This is a genomic window from Methanobacterium formicicum DSM 3637 (assembly GCF_000302455.1).
In the GTDB taxonomy this organism is placed as follows: Archaea; Methanobacteriota; Methanobacteria; order Methanobacteriales; family Methanobacteriaceae; genus Methanobacterium; species Methanobacterium formicicum_A.
Genome location: NZ_AMPO01000003.1, coordinates 173,498 through 194,978 on the forward strand (window position 1 = coordinate 173,498; position 21,481 = coordinate 194,978).

A 21,481-nucleotide genomic window follows, 5' to 3' on the forward strand; every position below is an offset into this window, starting at 1 on the left:
GATAACAAATTCCGGTTGCCGGTGGAGTAACATTTAGTTCTTTTTTAAACCTCAATATGTGCTCTTAATAAAAACAACAGGTTTTCAGGGTTATTTTGGGATTAAACTTAATATTTAAGGTAAATTCAAACGGAAAATTCATCTATTTTTTTATTAAGGTGGATTCAAGATAGTGAATTTCATTTTAATAATAACAAATATTTAAACTTAAATTCAAGTAATGGAAGTCTCGGTATGGGGATTATTCAGAGGGGATCATCCAGGTATGATTAAGAAATTAAGATTATTGATTTTAATTGTATAGGATTATTGATCTTATTTTTTTTGAACTTCCATTAGATTTTTCACTTAAATCTCCATTAGTTCAAGGTAAGATCTTCTTTCAAAACCATCTTCTATCCCTATCTTTGAATAGGTGGCAAAAATCTCATCCAATGCTTCTTGGGTGTCGTTACCCTCTTCAATTTCTTTTTCAATCTCCACGAAACTGCCCACTTTCTGAACTTCATCCAGGGTTATAACCAGATCCTTTAGGGAGTAAATAGTTCTATTCTTTCTCACGGTTGCCACTGGACGGAAACTGAGATTTTGAAAAATATCAGCCACTTTATGAGAGTCTTCCACTCCCACTTCAATTTCTTTCCGGGTTTTACTCACTTCATCCATCTTGGCGCCCTTGTAGGTTATGAATATTTTTTCTGAAGATTCATCTGTGACTTTTCTTATTCTGAGGGCTTCATCAGTCTGTGCGAAGTCTCTGTGGGGTGCATTAAAATAAACGTCCTCCTGAAATTCCTCCCCAACTCTTCTGGCACCAATTTCGACCAGTTTTTCTTCCAATGCACCCTTATCTTGAGGTGCGTGGGCTTTAACTTCCACTTCGATCATGTTTAACTCCTGAATTTTTAGTGATGATTATAAAGTTAGCTGATTTTAAAAAAATGTATTATGTTTTTGGGTTAACAACTCGATTCTATTTCTACCCCACACGTGTTTCAATTGAATTTCGTATATAGATGCGGGCATCATCTATCTGGGTTAAATAATTATCCACCATGTTCTCCATAATTTCATAAGATTTTATTTTAGCATCCCTCTTTTTTAAGACACTCTTCTTCTTTTTTATTCTTTTTTGAACTTTTCTAGCACTTTCTTTTTGTTTATCTTCTGGTGAGGGATTTAATTCCTTTAAAATCAACAAATATTCTTTTCTGATGTTCCTTATATCCACCCTGATGTTGTGCCTCATCTTTTTCAAGATATCTTCATACTCTTCCAGTTCATTAAGGGTTTGCATGGCTTCTTTGATGGTTGAAACATTTATTTCCATTCCGTCAATTCCGAGTTCATCGAGTTGTTGTTGGTAAAATTTGGGACCGAACATTGCCCCTCACCCCAGTAAGATTAATATAACATAAGATCAATTGGTCTTGATGGTATTATATTTGTATATTATTTAATAGTTTAGTGTGAACAAAGGTTTATTAATGTGAATATATAGTTACACATGATATGGACAAAATATTCATTTAATTTTAATCCTGATTAATTCTTCATCACAGATGGGGCACTGTTGTGCATGAAATATTAATACTATTATAATATAGTTTCAAAAAAACCCATAATCAGGAAACTAATATATATAGTCATGAACATATCTAGGTAAAAGTGAGATAATGAATCTTTTTATAAAAAAATTGGCAGTATAAAACTAACTATTTTTATGTCCAATTCACGGTCATTTATATAATTTATATAAAGCCTTTTATAAAAGAATAAAATAGCACATGGTTACAAGTAGCCATGGGAGGATGTTAGATGACAAAAGTTGAAATCAAAGTGGAGAACATAGTGGCTTCCGCAACGCTCGGAAAGTCCGTAGACCTTCCTCAAGTCGCACCAGCGCTGGAAGGTGTAGAATATAATCTGGAACAATTCCCAGGATTAGTCTACAAGCTTAAAGAACCCAAAACTGCGGCTCTTATTTTCGGATCCGGTAAACTGGTGTGCACCGGAGCTAAGTCCATAGAGAACTCTAAAAAGGCTATACACATAGCAGTAGACAAGATGCGCACCCTTGACCCTGATATACCCCATGAATTTGAAATTAAAGTTCAAAACATAGTTGCTTCTGCCAACCTTGATAAAACACTCAACCTGGAGGCAGTGGCTCTTGACCTGGAAAATACTGAATACGAGCCAGAACAATTCCCTGGCTTGGTTTACCGACTTGGTGATCCTAAAGTAGTACTTTTACTATTTGGATCTGGAAAAGTAGTATGTACCGGTGCAAAAACTATCTCAGACGCACAACTTGGTGTAGAAAAAACGAAGGAAAGATTATCTGAATTAGATTTATTATAATTCTATCTTTTTACGTAAATATTTGGTGATCTTTTGATTAAACTTATCGCATTTGATCTTGATAACGTCCTTATAGACGGTGAAGTCATAGACGAAATGGCTAAAGTGACTGGAGTAGACGAAGAAATTTCCAAAATAACTAGTCAGGCCATGGAAGGAAAAATAGATTTTGGAACAGCCCTGAAAGAAAGAGTATTACTCTTGAAAGGAGCATCAGTTGAAGATATCAACAAGGTAATGCTGGAAATTCCCCTTATGGAAGGGGCAAAAGACAGTGTTAAAGAGCTCAAAAAGAGGGGTTACAAAATAGCAACCATAACTGGCAGTTTTGATTGTATTGCTCAACGCATGAAAGACGAACTGGACCTGGACTACGTGTATTCCAACTCGCTCCAGGAAGAAGATGGTGTTCTAACTGGTGAAGTAACCGGTCCGCTGATAGATGGTTCTAAAAAAGAAGTTCTACAGGAACTGATGAAACTAGAAAAAATCTCAGCTGAAGAATGTGCTGCAGTTGGCGATGGTGCCAACGATGTTTCCATGCTTGAAGAAGCAGGTCTAGGAATAGCATTCAACGCTAAACCTGTTTTAAAAGAAATAGCAGATGTAATCGTCGAAAATAAGGACCTAAGAGAATTACTGGAAATATTTGATGAAAATTCTGATAAAAAAGCTTCTAAAAAGGCTGAAGATGAACCTAAAGAAAGCTTCCCCGAACTTTTATCTAAGAAAAAGGATCTTGAAAAGACCCTTAAAGAACTCACAACCCAAAGAGACAAGCTAAATGATGAGGCTAAAGTATTCCGTCAGGAACGGGATGAACTTAACTCCCAGATAAGAGGAAACCTGGACAATGCCCTGAAATACAGGGATGAAAGGGACCAGATTAACCAGGAAGTTAAGAAGTATAAAAAACTCAGAGATGAAGCCCATCAGTCCTACAAAAAAATGGAATGGACCTCCGGAAGAAGGGAAGCCGTTCAGATTGAAGATGAAATAAAACGTCTGGAAAAAACCATTGAAACCAGAGTTTTAGACATCCGAAAAGAAAATGAACTGGTTAAAAAGGTTACTGATCTCCGTAAAAAGCTTCAGGGTATGCAAGAAGATGAAGAAAGTCGCAGTGAAGCTTTAAAGTTCAAAGAAGTTTCTGAAACCCACCATGCAAAAGTGGTGGAGTTATCTGACAAGGCACAGGAAACTCACGAAAAAATGCTGGAATACTTCCGCAACATCGATGAAATCCGCAGCCAGGCAGATGCAGCCCATCAGAAGTTCATAGAAACCCGAGAAAAAGCAAACAAAGTCCATGAAGAGGTTAAAGCCACCTTTGGTAAAATTAGGAAAGCCAATAAAGGCATGGACAGAGTTAAAGCTAAAGAACGAAGCGCTGAAGATGAAGTCGTGCGTAAGAAAAACTCCGAGGAAAAGGAGAAAGCCGAAGAAATCTACCGTAAGTTCTTAGAGGGTAAAAAAGTTTCCACAGAGGAACTACTTCTCTTACAGAAACACAACATTGTCTGAGGCCATTTCTGGCCCACACCCTCATTTTTTATTTTTTTATTTTCAGGTTTTTTTGTTATCAATTTATCCAGTAACTAATTTAAGGCATTATAACTGGAATATTAAGGATAATTATTATAACCGAACATTAAGGATAATCAATAACCGAAATAGTTGTTAATTCCACTTTATTATTACTTATAAAAATTTTAATGGGCTTGGTGAATAAATGAAACCTACTGATAATTCTTTTAAGGTTAATAATGATGTTAAAATAGCTGCACTTTTAGTAGCATCCATAGCTTCCTTTTTCACACCATTCATGGGAACCTCAATTAACATTGCTCTACCCACCATTGGAATTGATTTTGGGGCAGATGCAATCCTCTTAAACTGGGTTACCAATGGATTTCTCTTAGCAGCTGCTATTTTTGCAGTTCCATTGGGAAGAGTGGCGGATATACATGGAATGAAGAAGATATTCACCTATGGAATCATCATATTCACGGTGGCATCTCTTTTCTGCGCCTTAGCCCCCTCTTCAATTGTTTTAATAGCATTCCGGGTGCTCCAGGGAATTGGGTCAGCCATGATCTTCGTTACCGGCTTGGCCATAATAACTTCAGTTTTTCACCCTAAAAACAGGGGAAAGGCTATTGGTATAAATGTAGCTGCAGTTTATGTTGGATTATCCCTGGGCCCGGTAATTGGTGGTCTCATGACCCAGTACCTGGGTTGGAGGAGTTTATTTTTATTAATGATACCATTTGGTATCATGGTGGTGGCCATAGTATTCTGGAAACTCAAAGATGAATGGGCTGCCTCCCGGGGAGAGAAATTTGACTGGGTGGGTTCAATACTCTACAGTATAATGCTGTTTTTAGTCATGTACGGGTTCTCAAATCTCCCACAACTTGACGGTTGGATCATGTTAATTATGGGAATTGCAGGATTTTTCGCATTCCTCAGATGGGAACTCAGGAGCAAAAGCCCGGTGTTTAATGTCAGATTGTTTAAAAATACATCCTTCACATTTTCCTCAATAGCAGCACTTATCAATTACAGTGCCACATTCGCGGTAACTCTGCTTTTGAGTTACTATCTTCAGTACATTAGGGGATTTGAACCCCAGACTGCTGGATTAATACTGGTGGCTCAACCTATACTAATGGCCATAACCGCACCTCTGGCAGGTCGAATGTCAGACCGGATCGACGCCCGTCTCATTGCTACCACCGGGATGGCAGTGGTTGCCTTAGGTCTATTCACATTCACTTTCATTGGTTCTGATACATCCCTGATTAATATCATCATAGGGCTGGCAGTACTGGGACTGGGATTCGGACTCTTCTCATCACCAAACACCAATGTAATAATGGGTTCAGTGGAAAGAAAATTCTATGGAGTGGCCTCAGCCACAGTGAGCACCATGAGACTAATAGGCCAGACCATGAGTATTGGGATTGCCACCCTGGTCTTTGCTCTTTTACTGGGAAGGGTGCAGATCACACCGGAACAATACCCTGCACTTCTGGGAAGTATACACATCTGTTTTGTGGTTTTCACTATCCTCTGTTTTGTGGGAGTATTCATATCCTGGTACAGGGGAGAAAGTGATTACCAGGAAGAAAAGGATGGACACTAAATTTTTTATAAAATTAAACATATTTTATTAAAATTTAAAACAAATATTTTTTTATAATACCACTTTTTTTTAACCCCACTAAATTATCAAAAATGGTAATTAGGTACTTAAAAAATTAATATTGGAATGTCTTTCAATCATTAAAAAAATTAATAAATAAATTAATTATCACAGTTTGCACTCGGGGTTTATGCCAGTTATTCGTATTCCTGCATCTTTACAGGTTTTTTGAATGTTCAAACCTATGAGCAGTGGAGTGATTTTTTCTATGATCTGGGCTCTTTCCAGGGGTCCACAGTCTACAACCTGTACTCCGGGTATTTGTTCAATTAATTTAGCAGCTGTCGCTTTAGATTCTGGGTTATCGCCGGATATGAGGCAATCACAGTCTATGGGTTCGTTGAAATTCATCAGGGCTCCACTGCTGATGTTGTTGAATGCACAGATAATATTGGTTTCTGGTAGGGTCTTCTGTGCTCTTTCTGATGCTGCTCCTTCCGGTAGGTATATGCATCGGGTGGGTGATCCTCCTATTGCTGATTCTAAAGGTCCAGTTGCGTCTAATAATATTTTACCCTTTGCTTCTTCTTTAATTGAGAGTAAAGTTGATTTTTGAGCTGCTAATGGTACAGTTAAAACCAAAATTTCAGCTTCTGCTGCAGCATCAACGTTTTCGGCAGCTTTAAGATTCTCTACATTGTCTAAAAGATCTTTAACTTTGTCTACTGCTGTTTGGGCTTTTTCTATGGTTCTTGATCCGATTATAACCTCTTCTCCTGCTTGTACAAATCGTATTGCAATTCCAAGTCCCTGTCCACCAGTTCCACCTATTATTGCTATTTTCATTTTAACACTCCTTTTTATCCATCTATCTACCATGTTTGGTATCTATTTTTGTAAGGTGGAAGTTCTTTTATATAAACATAGCGATTGTTCTGTTTGTAATGATTAATCACGATGTGATTTCTTTAAAAATTTGTCTCTAAAGATTGGAAATCTAAAGATTGGAAAATTATAACAATAATCACTACTCCAAAAAAGAGTTTTAAAACGTAAAAAAGAATATTTGGGTTTATTTTTTCATATAATCCCATAATTGGTCTATGTTGGTTCGTAATGTTTTTTCAAGGGGCAGAGTTGGCATTATCACCCACATTACAATTGTTCCAACCAGAACAGTTTGAGTCATCATGGCTAGTTCATTAAGATCCACATCTGTTCTAATTATTCCATGGGATATACCATCTTCAATCACATCTTTGTTGAATTTAAACAGGTTATAATAAAATTCAGTGTAATGTTCACTTATTATATCATATTTCTGGACACCTTCAAGTAACAACAGATTCAAGACTCTGTAATCTATTTTTGTTGTGCTTTCCACCAGCTGGGTGGTCTGATCCTCTCCTATCATGGATAGTGCTGCACTTTTTAATTTTTCTTTTGGTGTGCCTTCAAAATGTCTAATCTGTTCTATAGTTGAATTAAAATAGTTAAAAATGTATTTTTGAATCACTGCGACCATCAAAGCCTCTTTACTGTCAAAGTGATAGTAAAAACCACCAGTAGTAATATCTGATGCTTTTATAACTTCATTTAATGAAACACCAGCAAATCCTTTTTTTAGAAAAAGCTTGAAAGCTGTTTCCAGAATTCTAGATTTTGTTTCCATGATTTGTCATCTTCTTTAATTTTTTTAGAGTGTATCTAATCTTAAAACCATATATAATCTTAAAAGTATTCTGGGACACTATGGATGTAATGAAAACCCCGGATTAGGAAATCAGTTCCAAATTGTGTATTGTAATTCTATGAGGAAAACGATTAATAAACTTTTATCATATAAATCTTAAATGAATTAGAGTTTTTAATCATTATTAAACCTATATTAAGTCTAAATGATGTTAAAAATATGATAATTTGGTTCTTAAGTGGGATTAATTAAATTAAGCTGTTCAAATATATTTATATCTCAATTTTAACTGTAAATGTGCTAATTTATTCTAATAAATATGATATTTATCTTTTATTTTCTTAAATAGTTAAAATTCACCATTTTTTTCGGAATTACAAAGAGAACAATCACTATAAATATGGATTATTAATCATTACAAACAGAGTAATCGCTATGTTTATATGTGGGATGTTGCGATTATAATATCAACTCGAGGAAACCACCCCGAGTTAGATGTCTATAGAGAATAAAATTTAACCTAAAAACACATGTGGAGGGATTGAATGGAAAATTGTTTTGATTTAGAGGGGAAAGTGGCAGTTGTAACCGGTGCTTCCGGTGGTCTTGGAGCAGATGCAGCAATGGCATATGCACAAAATGGTGCTGATGTTGCTCTTCTAGCCAGAAGAAAAGACAGATTAGAAGCACTGGCAAAAGAAATTGAATCTACCGGACGAAAAGCCCTTGCAGTTCAGTGTGATGTAGCCAATGAAGAAAGTGTTGAAAATGCAATTGAAGAAGTCATCAACTATTTTGGAAAAATTGATATTCTCCTGAACAATGCTGGTGTGGCAATCCGTGGGGGTGTATGTGATTTGTGCGTTGAAGACTGGGATAAGGGAATGGATGTAAATGTTAAAGGAATCTATCTGGTCTCAAAACACGTCATCCCACACATGATTGAAAATAACTATGGAAAAATTGTGAATACCAGTTCCATCAATTCTGTGGCCGGTGATAAGAATGATGTCTTCATACGTCACGTTTACAATGCATCAAAAGCAGCTGTTCGTGGTCTGACTATGGGTATGGCCTGTTCCTATGGTAAATATGGAATTACCATCAATGCGGTTGGACCAGGTTTATTTGAATCTGAAATGACAGCAGATACCTTATTCAAATCTGATGATTTCCTGGAAGCCTACAGCAGGATTGTACCACTCAACCGTCCAGCTCAAAAAGGAGAATTAAACGGACCAATCCTGTTCCTTTCATCAGAAGCATCCTCATATGTAACCGGACAAACCATCTTTGTTGATGGTGGTTTCTCAGTGGTTTGATTTATCAAAAGAGTTCAAATTGTCATGAATTGGATTGAATAGAACAAGATGAATGGAATCATAGAAAGATGGTTGCAATCATAAAATAAGTTTAAAGATGAATCATGAAATAAATTAAAGGAGGAATGACCTAATGATCATAGTAACAGCTACTATAACCGCTAAACCAGGTAAACGAGATGAACTCATTTCCAAATCCCAGGATCTGATTAAAGCCACCCGTTTAGAACCAGGATGCATCAGCTACAATCTATATGCCAGTATTGAAAATGAGGATGCACTGGTAATGATTGAACAATGGGAAAACAAAGAAGTATTGGACACCCACATGCAAACCGACCATTTTAAAGCATTTTGTGGGGCTGCTGCAGATATTTTGGCCGAAGAAATGGGTGTTGACATATATTCAGCTGAGAAAGTTTCAGCTGAAAAGGCATAGTTTCGGGAAATAAGCATAATTTAAGGAGTTTCAGGAGAGATTTAATTTCCCTTATACTCCTTTTTTCCATTCTTTAAATTCAACAATTTAAATTCAAATGGTGATCTGTAATTATTTTAAGATTCCACCAGAAATGAAACACCATCTTCCTTTTCGATCTTCATAATGTTATCCGCAGCATCCTCCAGGTCTACGTCATGGGTAACGATGATCATCTGGGGTATAATGGACATCTTCTTGAGTAGATCAATTAGTTCCTGTCTTCTGTAGGCATCAAGGTGAATGGTGGGTTCATCCAGCATTATCATCTCTAAATTGCCTCCTGAGAGCACCTGGGTTATCCCTAATCTCAGGGCAAGGGCAACTGCTATTTTTTCCCCGCCACTGATCATGTCTAGGCTGCTTTCACCGCTGGGGCCGTAGATGGTCACGTCGTAATCCTCATCCAACCTCACATCAGAGTATTCAAAGTTGAATCTTTCAAATAACTCCCTTGTTTTTTCCTCAATAAGTGGCCTGGATATATTCCGTAAATCCTTCTGAACACCATCTTTACCGTAAAGATCCCTTATGATGTTTAAAAGCTTTAAAAAGTCTTTAAGATTCTTTAATTCCTTTTCATATTTTTTAAGGGAATCCAGTTTCTGTTCTATCTCCTGGATGGAGTTTGATAGTTGATCAAGTTGTCCGACCAGCAACTGTTTCTGACCACTCAGCTCCATTAATTCTTCATTTTTCAATTTCCATTCATTTTTAACCCTTTCATGGGCTTCCTCATTGTAATTTAAATCATCAATCACTTTTTGGATTTGGTCCAATTCTTCATTGATTTCCCGAATCTGCCTCTGATTTTCATCAATTCTCTGAATTAGGGACTCTTTCTGACTGACTTGCCCCAGTAAGTGCTGATGTTCTCGGCTCAATTGTTCAAGGTAGGCTATTTCTCCGGGGAGGTCTTCCACGCTGTCCCCTGCAATTTCCATCAGTGCACTGATATTTTTCTTCAAATCCCTTATCGCTGCATTGATCTCATCTAACCTTGCCCTGTGTTCTTCATAATCGCCCAGGGACTCTAAAGACCCAAGAGCAGTGAGATATTTCTCATAATTACCTTTGATGGCAGCCAGTTTAGATCTATTGTTCTGAATATCCTTTTCAATATTCTCCAGGATAACTATCTTCTTTTGAAGTTCCTGGAGACTAGAGTTAATGTTGTCAATTTCCTGTTGATGATCATTTCCTGATTTTAAGTATTCCTTCAGGATTCCCAGATTTATACTCTGAATGTTGGATTGTTGGGAATCTAAAATTCTCTTCTTGCTTTCAAGTTCATCTAATCTTACCTTCAAAGTCCCTGATATTTCCTGGTTATCCTCTATTTCTGATTGATAATCTGTTAATAGTTCTTCCCTTTTCTGGGGAGTTATATCTGATTTACAGATGGGGCACTGGTCTTTAACCTGCTCCAACTCATTTATGGGTTTTTCCAGATTCTCATTTTTGACCTGTAGGTTAGACAGTTCCCTTTTAATATCCTGAATAGAATCAGAAGCTTCCCTGATCTGTGCCTCTAACTGTGGTTTAAACGTTGATAAGTGATTTTCAAACTCTTCCACCGAAGCAAAACTAGTGCCTAAAACCTGATTGGATTTTTCAAGAACATCCCTTATTTTTTTGAGGGATTGCTTCATTTTTCCTTCAATTTTAGACTTTCTTTCTGTGTACTGCTGAATCAGCATCCTGCTTCCCTCAAACTGATCCTTAGCATACTGTAAATTGTTAATTTCACTGTCTAACTCAGAATACTCATTATAAAACTGTTCATTTTCATTTAAAACTTTTTCAAAACGTTCAATATCGTTTAAAATAGTGATTATTCCTTTTTTATCTTTCTGTAAAACTTTTAACTCTTTACTTTTCTCGGCAAGACTTTTTAAAACGTTCAATTTCTTTAACCGAGGTTCTATTCTGGTAATTTCTTCTTCTTTAAGGATAATTTCATTTAACTGACCTTCAAGATCTTTCCTGCTTTTTTCCAGCTGATCCTGGAAATCTTTTTTGGATTTAAGGAGTGTATTGGCATTTTCAAATTCCATACTCCTCTTATCCAGAATCTCCTTCTTCTCCTGGAGAAGATCAGATTCAATAATATTTTCATCTCTTTTAAGGTTGATATCCTTAATTTTCAGTGCCAGTGCACGTTTTCTGTCTTTTTTGACAGTAAATTCAGTTTCAAAGTCCTCAAATGATTCTATTTTTCCTTCCAATCTTATATTTCGTTCGTTGTACTTATCCAGGATGACTTTTAAATTTTTCCAGGCCTTTTCAAGGGAATCAATACCAAGAAGTCTTCCAATCATCTGTTTTTTTTCAGAAGAGGTTTTATCAATGAGATCTGCTATTTCTCCCTGCCTGACATAGACTGCATTGAGGAACAGGTCCCCATCCATCTCCAGAAGGTTTTGAACTTCCAGAGTCACCTGTTTATCCCCTGAAACCAACGATTGGAATCTTCCGCCCTCTTTAATCTTCATAATGGCCTTAGAAGATGTTTTTGTCCGTTCCCTCAGTACCCGGTAGGTCCGGCCATTGGCAGTAAACTGGATCTCAACTGACATCCTCTTCTGGCCAATGGTTATAAGCTGTTCAATTCTCTTACTGGTGTGCTGTTTAAACAATGCAAAACTCACTGCTTCAAGGATACTGGACTTACCCGCACCATTTCCACCTATTATTATGGATATCCCGGTATCAAACTCGATACGTGTGTCCCGGTGAGATTTAAAGTTACTAATGTGAAGACTTTCAATGATCATATAAATCCTCGTAGAAATTCTGGGCAATGGTTTGGGCAGTCTTGAAATCTCCATCAGACAGTTCTTTCAGGAGCCCGGTTGCCAGTTGGTTAACTTTTTCGCTGTTAAAATCCTTAAGATTATGCTCAATCATTTTTTTAATATTTAAAGCCTCTTTCCCATTTTCAAAAGGATTTGGTTCACTTTCAATGGTTGTTGGATGATAATTGGGCCGTACTGTAAGACAGGAGTCAGATAATGTTTGGTTTAAAGTTTCATACACCTCAGAACGGTTGAAATTTCCTCCTTCCACAGTCACCATGAGTATGGGTTTTTCCTGGAGACTGCTGATGTACTGATTAATCCGGGATAACTCTTCTTGAAGTTTACTGGCCAGAATGGTTTTTTTTATAAACTCACGGGGGAGTTTGAGGTTGATATTTTCAATTTCAGGAATATCACCACTGATATCCACCAGATAAAATCCTTTACCATTCTTTTTATAACCTTCAACCTCGTTGGAGCGCCATATCTCAGTAGAACCTGGATAGGCCAGTTTGCCCGCTCCAAAGTCATCAACCACCCTTTCATGAATATGTCCAAATGCACAGTAGTTGAAACTCTGGGGCACATCACCAATTTTAAGCTCATATTCATAGGGGATATAACGGTCAATCCCCTGGTGTAAGACCAGAATTCTTTTTTCATAATTCTGGGATGATTTTTCAATACTTTCCAGTCGTTCAATCAATGCCTTTGAATGATATTTCGATGTGTAGGGTGATCCACCTATAAAAACGTCATCTATCACGTAAAATGGATTATTGGGGCTTATGAGTTTTAAACCAAAGTCCTTGTATAAAATTTGGGGTGGTAGTGCATTTTTACGCATTACAACATCATGATTACCTGCTATGGCATAAATTGGAATTTTTGCTTCTTTTAACTTTAAAATACCATGTTGCGCGGTGAGTAATGCCCTGGTTGGGGGTCTCGAGTATTCAAACAGATCTCCAGAGTGAATGGCAAAGTCAGGCCTTTCACTAATTATCTCCTCAATAGCCTGGTCGAAAACTTCAAAAAAGTCAGTTTCCCTCTCAGTAAGTCCGTACTGGCGGTAACCCATATGGGTATCAGCTAAATGGGCAAATTGCATCAGTAGTCTCCTCCCAGATCATCATATTCTCTTTTCTGTTCTTCAAGGAGTTTTTCCTGATTTTGGTGGGATTTTGACCATTCTTCCACAATGTTAAGGTCTCCTCCTGTGATCTTCCCCTGGAATTCATCTATCTTAACCAGAGTGGGGATGCGAGTCATTAAACCCAGCACTATGGCTTCCCCAATATTCAGGGAAGGAAGCTGAGCTATCAAATCATCACTCAAGCTTTCACTGGCACGCTGCACATGATTCTGGTCAGTTGGTTCCACCAAGCGTAATATTATCATGTTGTTAGCCTGTGACAGGGCATCAGAGTCCAGTGATTTGGGGCTCTGGCTCACCAGGCACAGTCCCACTGAAAACTTACGCCCTTCCCGGGCTATTCTGCTTATCCACAGTTTCGATTCTGTTTTCCTATTTTGAGGAGCTAAAATATGTGCTTCTTCCAGGATCAAAAATATTGGGAATTCCAGACCCTCTCCAGTTCTTAAAAACTCTTTCCGACTGGCCAGGACATTCCGGAGGATATGACTAACCACCACATCCGATGCAAATTCATCCACAGGTCCCAGGTCCAATATATTGGCTTTGCCCACTTTCAAACTGTCAATTATATCCTTTGCTTCCAGGCTGAGTATGTTCCCGTACTTATCCCGCATGTGTTCCAGTTTGTTTAAAACATCGGCTATTGATTTTTTATCTGCGGAATTGGTGGATTTAGCATCTGGATCCTCGGATTCAGCTAACCAACCTTCCAGTTTACTCTGAATCAATCCAATGAAATCTTTTCCAGTGGGTGACCCCTGCATGAGGCTTTTCCGTGCGGATTTATACGCTTTTAAGAAGTATCTTTCCTGAACGTAGGCATTGGGTGGTATGTTCGATAATTTTTTGATTTCACCAAATGACAGGTAGAGGGGGTTGATCTGGGGTATTATTACATTGACTTTATCAGTACCAAAATCAGTGTTCACGTACTCCGAATGCATATCAAATATCAGAACACTACCATTAACATTCAAAAGACCATCCACAATGACTGATACCGTATTTGACTTTCCTGCACCGGTCATTGCCAGAACTGCCAGGTGCCTGGACACCATCCTGTTGATGTCAACTTCTACACCCACTTCTTCCTGGCTTATTAACTTCCCCAGTTTTAAACCGTATTTATCCACTTTGAATATTTTCTTCAAAACCTCAGAATCTGCCACCTGTATCTCGGTTCCAGGGGGAGCAGGTGTTCGAGGAATGCGCAGGTCATCATCAATATCTCCCAGTATTTTAACACTACCCTTAACGTAATGGTCGTCCCCTTCAATGGCTTTGATTTTTTCAATGGTCAGGGGGTCGTATATCTGATCGTTAATGGAAACACTACCTCTCACCAGGGATTCGATCATCCCCAGTACGTTCTTCCCATCATATTTTAAGGAGACGTATTCACCTACCCTGGGCATTTTTTTGGAGATAAAACTCACATTAACCAGGGATGTTTCTCCTATGCATCTTCCAATGATTTCATTCATTTAGCATCTCCCTCCCACTCTTTTCCATGAATCCCATTATCTTGGAAAGGTTTTTCAGGTCATTTTTACGGATTACAACATCGTTATGTGCTTTTTTTAAGAGTAATGGATATCCTTCTGCACTTATATTTTTAATGGACTTCAATAAATCTCTTATATCTTCTTCTGTGGCATGGTACGGTAATTCAAATTTTAAAATGTTTTTATGGTCCTCTAATCTGGCGTAGAAAATGGTGAAGATCAAGCTCTTTAGAACATCATTTCTAACCGGGAAATCCCTTTTAACCTCGGAAACATTGGAATACCTTGGTTTAGAATACCCCTGTTTTTTACTGTGCATATCAAATATAGCTATATCCGGTATTTTTCTATCGAAATATTCAGTACTGGTGGATGTTTTGGATATAGCCACGATTTTTTTGTTTTCTTTCATCAAGTCACTGATTACCCGGAGGTTCTCCAGGTTTTCCAGGTAAATCATTGCCTCAGTATCATCTTTAAATTCATTGGAAATTTTAGAAGCAAATTTAGATGAAGTAATTTCAACGTCGGGAGAGTTATTCAATTTTTTCTCGAGAAGGGGCAAATATTTTTCCCTAATTATCTCTTTAACCTGTTCTTTAAGTTCTTTTTCAATAGGGAACGGTCGTATGAGATTGCCCAGGATCGATCCATCGAAGAGGAATAAATCAACATGGTGTTGATTGAACATTTTCAGGGCATTTTTAATTTCAAATATCCCCATATAACTCCTTAAACGGTCTTCAACATATTTATGGTGGGATATGATGTCAATTTCAGAGCTTTCAATCTTTTTAAGACCCTCTGATGAGTGAATTATTCCTTCAGCATCAATGGCGTAAAATATGAATGGCAGGAATTTGCGTTTATTTATACTGCCATCCCCTGCACCAATATTCACATCCCGGCCAATTTCTGCTAGGGGATAATCAATCCACTGTTGGGAAGCATCTACCAGGGAATATTCAATTCCTTCTAATTTTTGATGGATGTTATCTCTCTTTTTTAAAGCTTTTTCATAGAGTGAATCCAGCATTTAATCCCTCAAAATCAATATAAATCTCATTCAATCATTTTTTATCATAAATAAGCGGGTAATGATCATTATAACCTATATTTTATTCCCATTGATTTAAACTTTATTTTAATATATGGAGATAACCAATCTATATTTATGAACATCCTCACATCCCAACAAAAAAGGGTCTTAAACGGCATTAAATATTTCAGTGCAGAATACCAGGGAGGAGTTCCATACAATATCCTGAAACTGGACCTGGACACTTCTGAAGACGATCTTAACCCAATTTTAGAACACCTGGAGAATGAAAATTACATATCCCTCCAGGATGGGATCATCACTCTGGAGAAGAACAGGGGAAGTAAAAGTAATGAGAAAAGTGATGATGTTCTGGAAAAAACACATTTAGATGAATCTATAGAGGGAACAGTTGAAAATAATCCGGATTTACTTGATGATGTTAATGATTTTAACTCTTCTGCTGATGTTGTGGATGTTGGGAATATTGGTTCTGAGGTTAGTGATACTCCTATTGAAGATATGAAGGACACTCCTACTGAAAATATGAATGACATTCCTACTGAGAATATGAATGGCACTCCTATTGAGGATAGGGATGATACTGAGCAAACAGAAGAAGTGGAAGTAATTGAAAAGTTCTCTGAAGCTGAACTGGAATCATTGGAAATAATTAAAAAATTGGTGGATGATTCCGGGAACATTTCCAGAACAATTTTAGAGGGTAATCTACTCTACGGGGAGCTGGGATTAAGCAGCATCGCCATGTACAACCTTATAACCTCTCTGGAGTATAAAGGAGTCTTAAAGAAGATTAAGCTTATAGATGGGGAATATTATAAATTCAGCCCTTGATTTTATTTTAAAAGCCAATTTGGCATTATTCCAATTACATTTATTATATTATATCTTCAAAATCTTATCATTTTTCAAATTTACCAACATCTACTAAATCATAACCAGCTATACGGATTAAACTCCGAGGGTGGAATGTACATAACCTCAGCATAACCCTTCTTCAAGAGCTCCTGGTTGAGATTCACGCCATCAACATACACCACTGCCAGGGCACGGTCATATTTATCCTTATTTTTGGTATTATCAATGTCCAGTCCCACTGTTTTACCCAGACACATGCGGGTTACATAGTCCTTGGCAGTTTGATATCCTGCTTGTCCTTTCTCGGGGGTGTTAACTCCCACAAATCTCACTCTGCCCACTCCTTCCACATCAATGGTGTCTCCATCCACCACTTTGTAACACTTACCACTCACCTCAGCGTGATCACTGGAACCAGTAGAAGTAGTGGTTGAGGGAACTGAGGTGGTGCTGTTGTTTAAAGAAGAGAATGATGAATTGTTTACTGGATTCCCTTCATGACTGGTACAACCGGAAACAGCCAGTACCATGATGCAAATGATAATTAAAAGATATTTCAAGCGCATTTTATCCCTTTAATAATAATCTTAATCTTAAACTAATCCTATTTTAATCTGTCAGAATCAATTTATTTCTTATTAATAAGGTTTTTTTAAAAGATTAAAAATATTCTTTTATTATAATACTGGGGTTTTTAAAGGAACTCATTTTAACATACACTTATCTCTTTTACTCCTTGAGAATTTGCTGGGATGATCCTTATGCAGTAAAATTCAGTACACGATGCAATTAAATGTAATAAAATCTAACCTTTATCCATGATACTGGTAACTGGAGGGGCAGGATACATTGGCTCCCATGCAAATAAGGAGCTTAACCTGGCAGGATACGAAACAGTGGTACTGGATAACATGAGCTACGGACACCAGGACTTCCTGAAGTGGGGAGTCTTTGAAGAAGTGGATTTAGGGGACACAGAAGCAATCAGAGATGTGTTCAGGAAATATGAGATAGAAGCAGTGATGCATTTTGCAGCATTCACCTATGTAGGGGAATCAGTGGAAGACCCCCAGAAATACTACCTCAACAACCTCCGAAACACCTTAAACCTCTTCCAGGTGATGAATGAATTCGAAGTGAAGAAGCTGGTCTTCTCATCAACATGTGCCACCTATGGAAACCCCCAGAAAATCCCCCTAACCGAAGACCATCCTCAAAACCCCATAAACCCCTACGGCCAGGGAAAACTAATGGTGGAAAAGATTTTAAAGGATTACAGCCAGGCCTATGATCTTCGATACGTATCCCTCCGTTACTTCAACGCAGCAGGTGCAGACCCAGAACAGGACGTAGGGGAAAGGCACGATCCTGAGACACACCTGATACCACTCATACTGGACGCTGCTGCAGGTAAAAGAGAAGATATTAAGATTTTTGGAACAGACTATCCCACACCGGACGGTACCTGCATCAGGGATTATATACACGTAACCGATCTGGCAGATGCCCATATAAAAGCCCTTAAATACTTGGAAACAGGGGGTAAGAGTGAAGTTTTCAACCTGGGAAATGGAAACGGATTTTCAGTCCGTGAAGTAATTGAAGAAGCGAAAAAAGTCACAGGTAACCAAATAAAAGCTACAGAAATAGAAAGAAGACCGGGAGATCCGCCCATCCTGGTTGGAAGTTCAAAGAAAGCCCGAGAAATCCTGAAATGGCAACCAAAATATGATGATTTAACCAAAATCATCACCACTGCCTGGGAATGGTATAAAAAAGATAATGAGGTTGGAATGTAGTTAGAGTAAACATCAAAACAAAACTTGTAATGACTGATTAGATTATATATTTATAAAATAAAGGTTCATTGGATGCAGAATCATGGTAAATGTGACAAATGCAACTTCAGCTGCAATTGCAACCACTACCAATAACAACAACTCAATTATTCATAGGTTTACTTGTTTTTTTAGTACTCTTATTGGTAATTATATGGTTAATCAGAAAATATGATAAAAAATCACAAAAGAAATAAAATAGATTCCTTCAGAGATTTATTCACTGAAAAATATTTTTTTTAAAATTAGGAATAGGTTAGGTTATTTATGAGGATTAAAGAGATACTAACTGATTCTTTGGCTTATCCTTTTTCTAATGGGATAAGATTTTTTGTTTTTGGAATTATTATATTGATTAGTCTTTCTCAATACACTGTTTTATATCTGGATAACATGAATTATCTGATCTTTATTTGTTTAGATGTTATTGGATTTTTAGTTGTAGGATCATTTGTAAGGGGTTATTTGTTTAGGATTATAAGTGAGTCCTTAACGGATGTTGATGAGCTTCCTGATTTCAAAGATTGGCAAAAAATGTTTATTGATGGTATTAAAGTGTTTATAGTTAATTTTATTTATTTAATTCCTGTTATTTTGATAAGTATTTCAGTATTAAGATATTCTGGATTAGCAGATTTAAAAACTATCTTTGCAGGTTTATCCTATTTAAATTTCGATTTATTGTCATATGAGGTGTTTTCTCATTTTATTCCTGTGGTAATTGCACTGTTATATCTCGTGATGATCATTCCAGTGATTTTAATGGCGGTTTCGAATATGGCTTATACTAATGGAAAACTCAGTGCAGCTTTTAAATTCAGGGAAATTATTAGTAACCTTGCAAAATTGTCTTGGAATAGATCCACAGGGTTTATGTGGTATTTTTGTTATGATTTAATTCCAATTATTATTGGATTCTTTGTATTGGATGAAATTCTTGAAAAAATTTACAGCATAGGGTGGAAAAAGCTTATAATTTGGTATATTGCAACGGGTACTATTTTTTTAATCATAACCTTTATTGGATACTTTATGGTTAATATCAGTTCAATTTCAATCTTGTTTGGCCTACATCTATGCACAATTTCAAATTACAATATTTTACGTACACTAATTATGCCCTTAGTTTTATTTCCCTATCTTTCGATATTCCTTTCAAGATCAACTGCATTAATTTATGATTCTGCAATTAAGAGTTATTTAGGCAGCGAAAACTACATAAACTATCAATCACACGAAGAATCTCCTTGATTCCAAGAATAATGAAAATCACAAACAAGTAAGGCATGATTTAAAAGGAGTTTGATGAATAATGATTGGTAAGGTTATAAAATGGTTAGAAAGACTACATTAAAGATATCGCATCAGATTAATCGAATGGCGAGTCACAGTAATATCAATGTGAAAAAATTAGTATTATATCTTATGGTAGGTATTTTTCACGATTTTACTCACATTCCAATTATTGTCTAAATTTTTTGATTTCCAAAGTTCAGGGAACCCTCTATTTTTAATATATGTTTCTTAGGAGTCTTCATTATCCTAATGTTTATTTCTATTTTAACTCCATTAAAAAGGATGATTCCACTTATTTTATTATTATTCACAGTATTATCTGGAGCAATTTTACTTTATATATTCATAATATTACCCCAATATATTTCAGACATTGGATTTTTATGTGGAAGTGGCATATTCATGATTTATTTGGCTATTTTTTGTTTTTTAATATATTTACACCTATCTTAATTCCTAAATCTTTTCTTTAAGTTAAATTGACTCCAATTAGGGGATTCAGCGCCATATATTAGTAATATAAAACCTTTAGGGTTTATTTTTGCTATTACAAGTTTTTTTAACATTTATAGATGTTTATTATTGTTACTAAAATGAGATAGGGCACCGGTCAGGTCTGTTTTAGTTCTACCCTTCACAAAAAAATTTAAGAAGTTTAAGTACCTGTGAAAAAACAGAATAGGTGTCTAAAATTGGTTAAATTTTATCATATGAACTATTCTGGGGAGTAATATGGGTTATCTGGGAGAACTAAAGGAAGCCTTGAGATATAAGGAAGTCCGTAAGTGGTCTATTTTTTTGCTCGCTGTAATGGCCATTGTTGGTTCTTACATGATCTTTTTTGCCTATGAAAATACCTATCAAGAATTTGATACCTTCAAATACGAGATAGCCCCTAATGAAACTCTCACCCCTGGAGAAATGGCAATTCCAGACAGTGCACAGAAAGTATACACTGGCATTTATATTGATAGGATCAAATCAGCCTCCTTAAAAGACAATATCTATTCTGCAGATTTCTATGTATGGTTCAGATGGACGGGAGATAGGAATCCTGGTGATAATTTTCAGGTATCTAGTGGAACCATAGAAAAAAAGGAGTTGATTAACAACTCTACCCATGGTGATGAGAAATTTGCACTTTACAAGGTTTCGGCTACCATATCTGATAATTCAGAACTGTTCAGATTCCCTGAAGATGATCAGTTACTTCTTTTGAATATTCAGGATAAAAGTTATGGAAGGGATGAACTGGTTTACGTGCCGGATAATGAAAGTTCAGAAAACATTTTCAATGTAGTATTGTCAGGATACCATTATTTAGGATTAATAGTTGCAGAAAAACCATTATACTATGATTCTGCCATGGGTAACAATATTGAAGAAGATAACACCTTTTCTCAGTTTAGTGCAGGCATGTTCTTCAGCAGAGAAGAACTAACTGTACTCCTGTTTTCATTGATTGGTTCATTTGCAGCAGTTTTCGCAGCGTTGATATCCCTCACCATACCCTATAAAAACCGTTACACGGTATCAGTCAGTGCTTTGTTTGTAGGAATAGTGAACATGGTTCTCATAACTGGTTTAGTGCCCAACGGAGTAATTAGCATTGCACATCTCATCAGTTCTTTCGGATTATTCATTATAGTTTTAACCCTTTTAGAATCAATAGCCTACCACCGGTTTGAATATAAAAGTGATAGATTTAAGGATAAAGGTGAAAAGGATAGGGTAAAACGGTATAAGAAAGTATCTAAAATGCAAGATAAAGTCTCTTTGATTATTTTGGCCACTGGTTACTTCCTAATAGTATCTACTATAATTATAATTGCCTGGTTTAATCCTGCTTTAAATTATTTACCCTAAAAACTAAAATAAATAAAAATAAATCAAAAACCCCACAACAATTGAAATAATCCGGTCCTTTTAATTCATTCAAAGACTATTTACATTGATGAT

Annotated in this window: 18 protein-coding genes; 9 read left to right on the forward strand and 9 right to left on the reverse strand. The window is 36.6% G+C overall.

Annotated elements, in window-relative coordinates; translation table 11 throughout:
* Positions 1 to 348: 348 nt before the first annotated feature.
* Both cyaB and A994_RS04890 read right to left on the reverse strand, forming a co-directional pair.
* Complete coding sequence (gene cyaB, locus A994_RS04885; protein WP_004030216.1) at positions 349 to 888, reverse strand: class IV adenylate cyclase; 540 nt, start codon at positions 886 to 888, stop codon at positions 349 to 351.
* Between the two features lie 91 nt (positions 889 to 979).
* Positions 980 to 1,384 carry a hypothetical protein gene (locus tag A994_RS04890; RefSeq protein ID WP_004030217.1) on the reverse strand — a complete coding sequence of 135 codons (405 nt, stop codon included), beginning with the start codon at positions 1,382 to 1,384 and terminating at the stop codon, positions 980 to 982.
* Between the two features lie 434 nt (positions 1,385 to 1,818).
* Between A994_RS04890 and A994_RS04895 the strand changes: the two genes are divergently transcribed.
* The 3 genes from A994_RS04895 to A994_RS04905 all read left to right on the forward strand — a co-directional run bounded on the left by A994_RS04895 (position 1,819) and on the right by A994_RS04905 (position 5,512).
* Positions 1,819 to 2,364, forward strand: a complete 546-nt coding sequence (locus A994_RS04895; protein ID WP_004030218.1) for a TATA-box-binding protein — start codon at positions 1,819 to 1,821, stop codon at positions 2,362 to 2,364.
* A gap of 33 nt (positions 2,365 to 2,397) precedes the next feature.
* Complete coding sequence (gene serB / locus A994_RS04900) at positions 2,398 to 3,888, forward strand: phosphoserine phosphatase SerB (protein ID WP_004030219.1); 1,491 nt, start codon at positions 2,398 to 2,400, stop codon at positions 3,886 to 3,888.
* A gap of 208 nt (positions 3,889 to 4,096) precedes the next feature.
* A complete protein-coding gene (locus tag A994_RS04905; RefSeq protein WP_004030220.1) occupies positions 4,097 to 5,512 on the forward strand; it encodes an MFS transporter in 1,416 nt (471 codons plus the stop codon).
* A 168-nt stretch (positions 5,513 to 5,680) separates the two neighbouring features.
* On the opposite strand, the gene npdG is transcribed toward A994_RS04905, so the two are convergent.
* The gene (npdG, locus tag A994_RS04910; RefSeq protein ID WP_004030221.1) at positions 5,681 to 6,358 is read right to left on the reverse strand and encodes an NADPH-dependent F420 reductase; all 678 of its coding nucleotides are present in this window, start codon (positions 6,356 to 6,358) and stop codon (positions 5,681 to 5,683) included.
* 226 nt (positions 6,359 to 6,584) lie between these two features.
* Complete coding sequence (locus A994_RS04915) at positions 6,585 to 7,184, reverse strand: TetR/AcrR family transcriptional regulator (RefSeq protein WP_004030222.1); 600 nt, start codon at positions 7,182 to 7,184, stop codon at positions 6,585 to 6,587.
* A gap of 566 nt (positions 7,185 to 7,750) precedes the next feature.
* Here A994_RS04915 and A994_RS04920 point away from each other — a divergent pair.
* Together A994_RS04920 and A994_RS04925 are read left to right on the forward strand one after the other, a co-directional pair.
* A complete protein-coding gene (locus A994_RS04920; RefSeq protein WP_004030223.1) occupies positions 7,751 to 8,527 on the forward strand; it encodes an SDR family NAD(P)-dependent oxidoreductase in 777 nt (258 codons plus the stop codon).
* Between the two features lie 133 nt (positions 8,528 to 8,660).
* The gene (locus A994_RS04925) at positions 8,661 to 8,966 is read left to right on the forward strand and encodes a putative quinol monooxygenase (protein ID WP_004030224.1); all 306 of its coding nucleotides are present in this window, start codon (positions 8,661 to 8,663) and stop codon (positions 8,964 to 8,966) included.
* A 116-nt stretch (positions 8,967 to 9,082) separates the two neighbouring features.
* On the opposite strand, the gene A994_RS04930 is transcribed toward A994_RS04925, so the two are convergent.
* From A994_RS04930 to A994_RS04945, 4 genes are read right to left on the reverse strand one after another with little or no spacing between them, the layout of a single operon-like run.
* Entirely contained in the window at positions 9,083 to 11,836 is a 2,754-nt protein-coding gene (locus A994_RS04930; RefSeq protein WP_237739702.1) for an AAA family ATPase, read from the reverse strand.
* Positions 11,772 to 12,917, reverse strand: a complete 1,146-nt coding sequence (locus tag A994_RS04935) for a metallophosphoesterase family protein (RefSeq protein ID WP_004030226.1) — start codon at positions 12,915 to 12,917, stop codon at positions 11,772 to 11,774. The genes A994_RS04930 and A994_RS04935 overlap by 65 nt, the downstream gene beginning before the upstream one ends.
* Positions 12,917 to 14,449, reverse strand: coding sequence for a helicase HerA domain-containing protein (locus A994_RS04940; RefSeq protein WP_004030227.1), 1,533 nt, complete (start codon positions 14,447 to 14,449; stop codon positions 12,917 to 12,919). The genes A994_RS04935 and A994_RS04940 overlap by 1 nt, the downstream gene beginning before the upstream one ends.
* Positions 14,442 to 15,506: a DNA double-strand break repair nuclease NurA gene (locus A994_RS04945; RefSeq protein ID WP_004030228.1), complete on the reverse strand. Its 1,065-nt coding sequence runs from the start codon at positions 15,504 to 15,506 to the stop codon at positions 14,442 to 14,444. Before A994_RS04945 ends, A994_RS04940 begins: the two co-directional genes overlap by 8 nt.
* Before the next feature lie 138 nt (positions 15,507 to 15,644).
* Between A994_RS04945 and A994_RS04950 the strand changes: the two genes are divergently transcribed.
* Positions 15,645 to 16,364: a hypothetical protein gene (locus A994_RS04950; protein ID WP_004030229.1), complete on the forward strand. Its 720-nt coding sequence runs from the start codon at positions 15,645 to 15,647 to the stop codon at positions 16,362 to 16,364.
* Between the two features lie 98 nt (positions 16,365 to 16,462).
* Here A994_RS04950 and A994_RS04955 read toward each other — a convergent pair whose 3' ends face one another.
* Positions 16,463 to 16,954: a thermonuclease family protein gene (locus A994_RS04955; protein WP_081580327.1), complete on the reverse strand. Its 492-nt coding sequence runs from the start codon at positions 16,952 to 16,954 to the stop codon at positions 16,463 to 16,465.
* A 252-nt stretch (positions 16,955 to 17,206) separates the two neighbouring features.
* On the opposite strand from A994_RS04955, the gene galE reads away from it, so the two are divergent.
* From galE to A994_RS04970, 3 genes are all read left to right on the forward strand, one after another.
* On the forward strand, positions 17,207 to 18,187 hold the full coding sequence (gene galE / locus A994_RS04960) for a UDP-glucose 4-epimerase GalE (protein ID WP_004030231.1): 981 nt from the start codon (positions 17,207 to 17,209) through the stop codon (positions 18,185 to 18,187).
* A gap of 306 nt (positions 18,188 to 18,493) precedes the next feature.
* Complete coding sequence (locus A994_RS04965) at positions 18,494 to 19,477, forward strand: DUF4013 domain-containing protein (RefSeq protein ID WP_004030232.1); 984 nt, start codon at positions 18,494 to 18,496, stop codon at positions 19,475 to 19,477.
* Between the two features lie 777 nt (positions 19,478 to 20,254).
* Positions 20,255 to 21,388, forward strand: a complete 1,134-nt coding sequence (locus tag A994_RS04970) for a ligand-gated ion channel (protein WP_004030233.1) — start codon at positions 20,255 to 20,257, stop codon at positions 21,386 to 21,388.
* Positions 21,389 to 21,481 lie beyond the last annotated feature (93 nt).

Excerpts from the sequence above, each read along its gene's own strand:
- cyaB (WP_004030216.1), bottom strand. The coding sequence starts at position 888 with ATGATCGAAGTGGAAGTTAAAGCCCACGCACCTCAAGATAAGGGTGCA.
- A994_RS04890 (WP_004030217.1), bottom strand. The coding sequence starts at position 1,384 with ATGTTCGGTCCCAAATTTTACCAACAACAACTCGATGAACTCGGAATT.
- A994_RS04895 (WP_004030218.1), top strand. The coding sequence starts at position 1,819 with ATGACAAAAGTTGAAATCAAAGTGGAGAACATAGTGGCTTCCGCAACG.
- A994_RS04905 (WP_004030220.1), top strand. The coding sequence starts at position 4,097 with ATGAAACCTACTGATAATTCTTTTAAGGTTAATAATGATGTTAAAATA.
- npdG (WP_004030221.1), bottom strand. The coding sequence starts at position 6,358 with ATGAAAATAGCAATAATAGGTGGAACTGGTGGACAGGGACTTGGAATT.
- A994_RS04915 (WP_004030222.1), bottom strand. The coding sequence starts at position 7,184 with ATGGAAACAAAATCTAGAATTCTGGAAACAGCTTTCAAGCTTTTTCTA.
- A994_RS04920 (WP_004030223.1), top strand. The coding sequence starts at position 7,751 with ATGGAAAATTGTTTTGATTTAGAGGGGAAAGTGGCAGTTGTAACCGGT.
- A994_RS04925 (WP_004030224.1), top strand. The coding sequence starts at position 8,661 with ATGATCATAGTAACAGCTACTATAACCGCTAAACCAGGTAAACGAGAT.
- A994_RS04930 (WP_237739702.1), bottom strand. The coding sequence starts at position 11,836 with ATGGAGATTTCAAGACTGCCCAAACCATTGCCCAGAATTTCTACGAGG.
- A994_RS04935 (WP_004030226.1), bottom strand. The coding sequence starts at position 12,917 with ATGCAATTTGCCCATTTAGCTGATACCCATATGGGTTACCGCCAGTAC.
- A994_RS04940 (WP_004030227.1), bottom strand. The coding sequence starts at position 14,449 with ATGAATGAAATCATTGGAAGATGCATAGGAGAAACATCCCTGGTTAAT.
- A994_RS04945 (WP_004030228.1), bottom strand. The coding sequence starts at position 15,506 with ATGCTGGATTCACTCTATGAAAAAGCTTTAAAAAAGAGAGATAACATC.
- A994_RS04950 (WP_004030229.1), top strand. The coding sequence starts at position 15,645 with ATGAACATCCTCACATCCCAACAAAAAAGGGTCTTAAACGGCATTAAA.
- A994_RS04955 (WP_081580327.1), bottom strand. The coding sequence starts at position 16,954 with ATGCGCTTGAAATATCTTTTAATTATCATTTGCATCATGGTACTGGCT.
- galE (WP_004030231.1), top strand. The coding sequence starts at position 17,207 with ATGATACTGGTAACTGGAGGGGCAGGATACATTGGCTCCCATGCAAAT.
- A994_RS04965 (WP_004030232.1), top strand. The coding sequence starts at position 18,494 with ATGAGGATTAAAGAGATACTAACTGATTCTTTGGCTTATCCTTTTTCT.
- A994_RS04970 (WP_004030233.1), top strand. The coding sequence starts at position 20,255 with ATGGGTTATCTGGGAGAACTAAAGGAAGCCTTGAGATATAAGGAAGTC.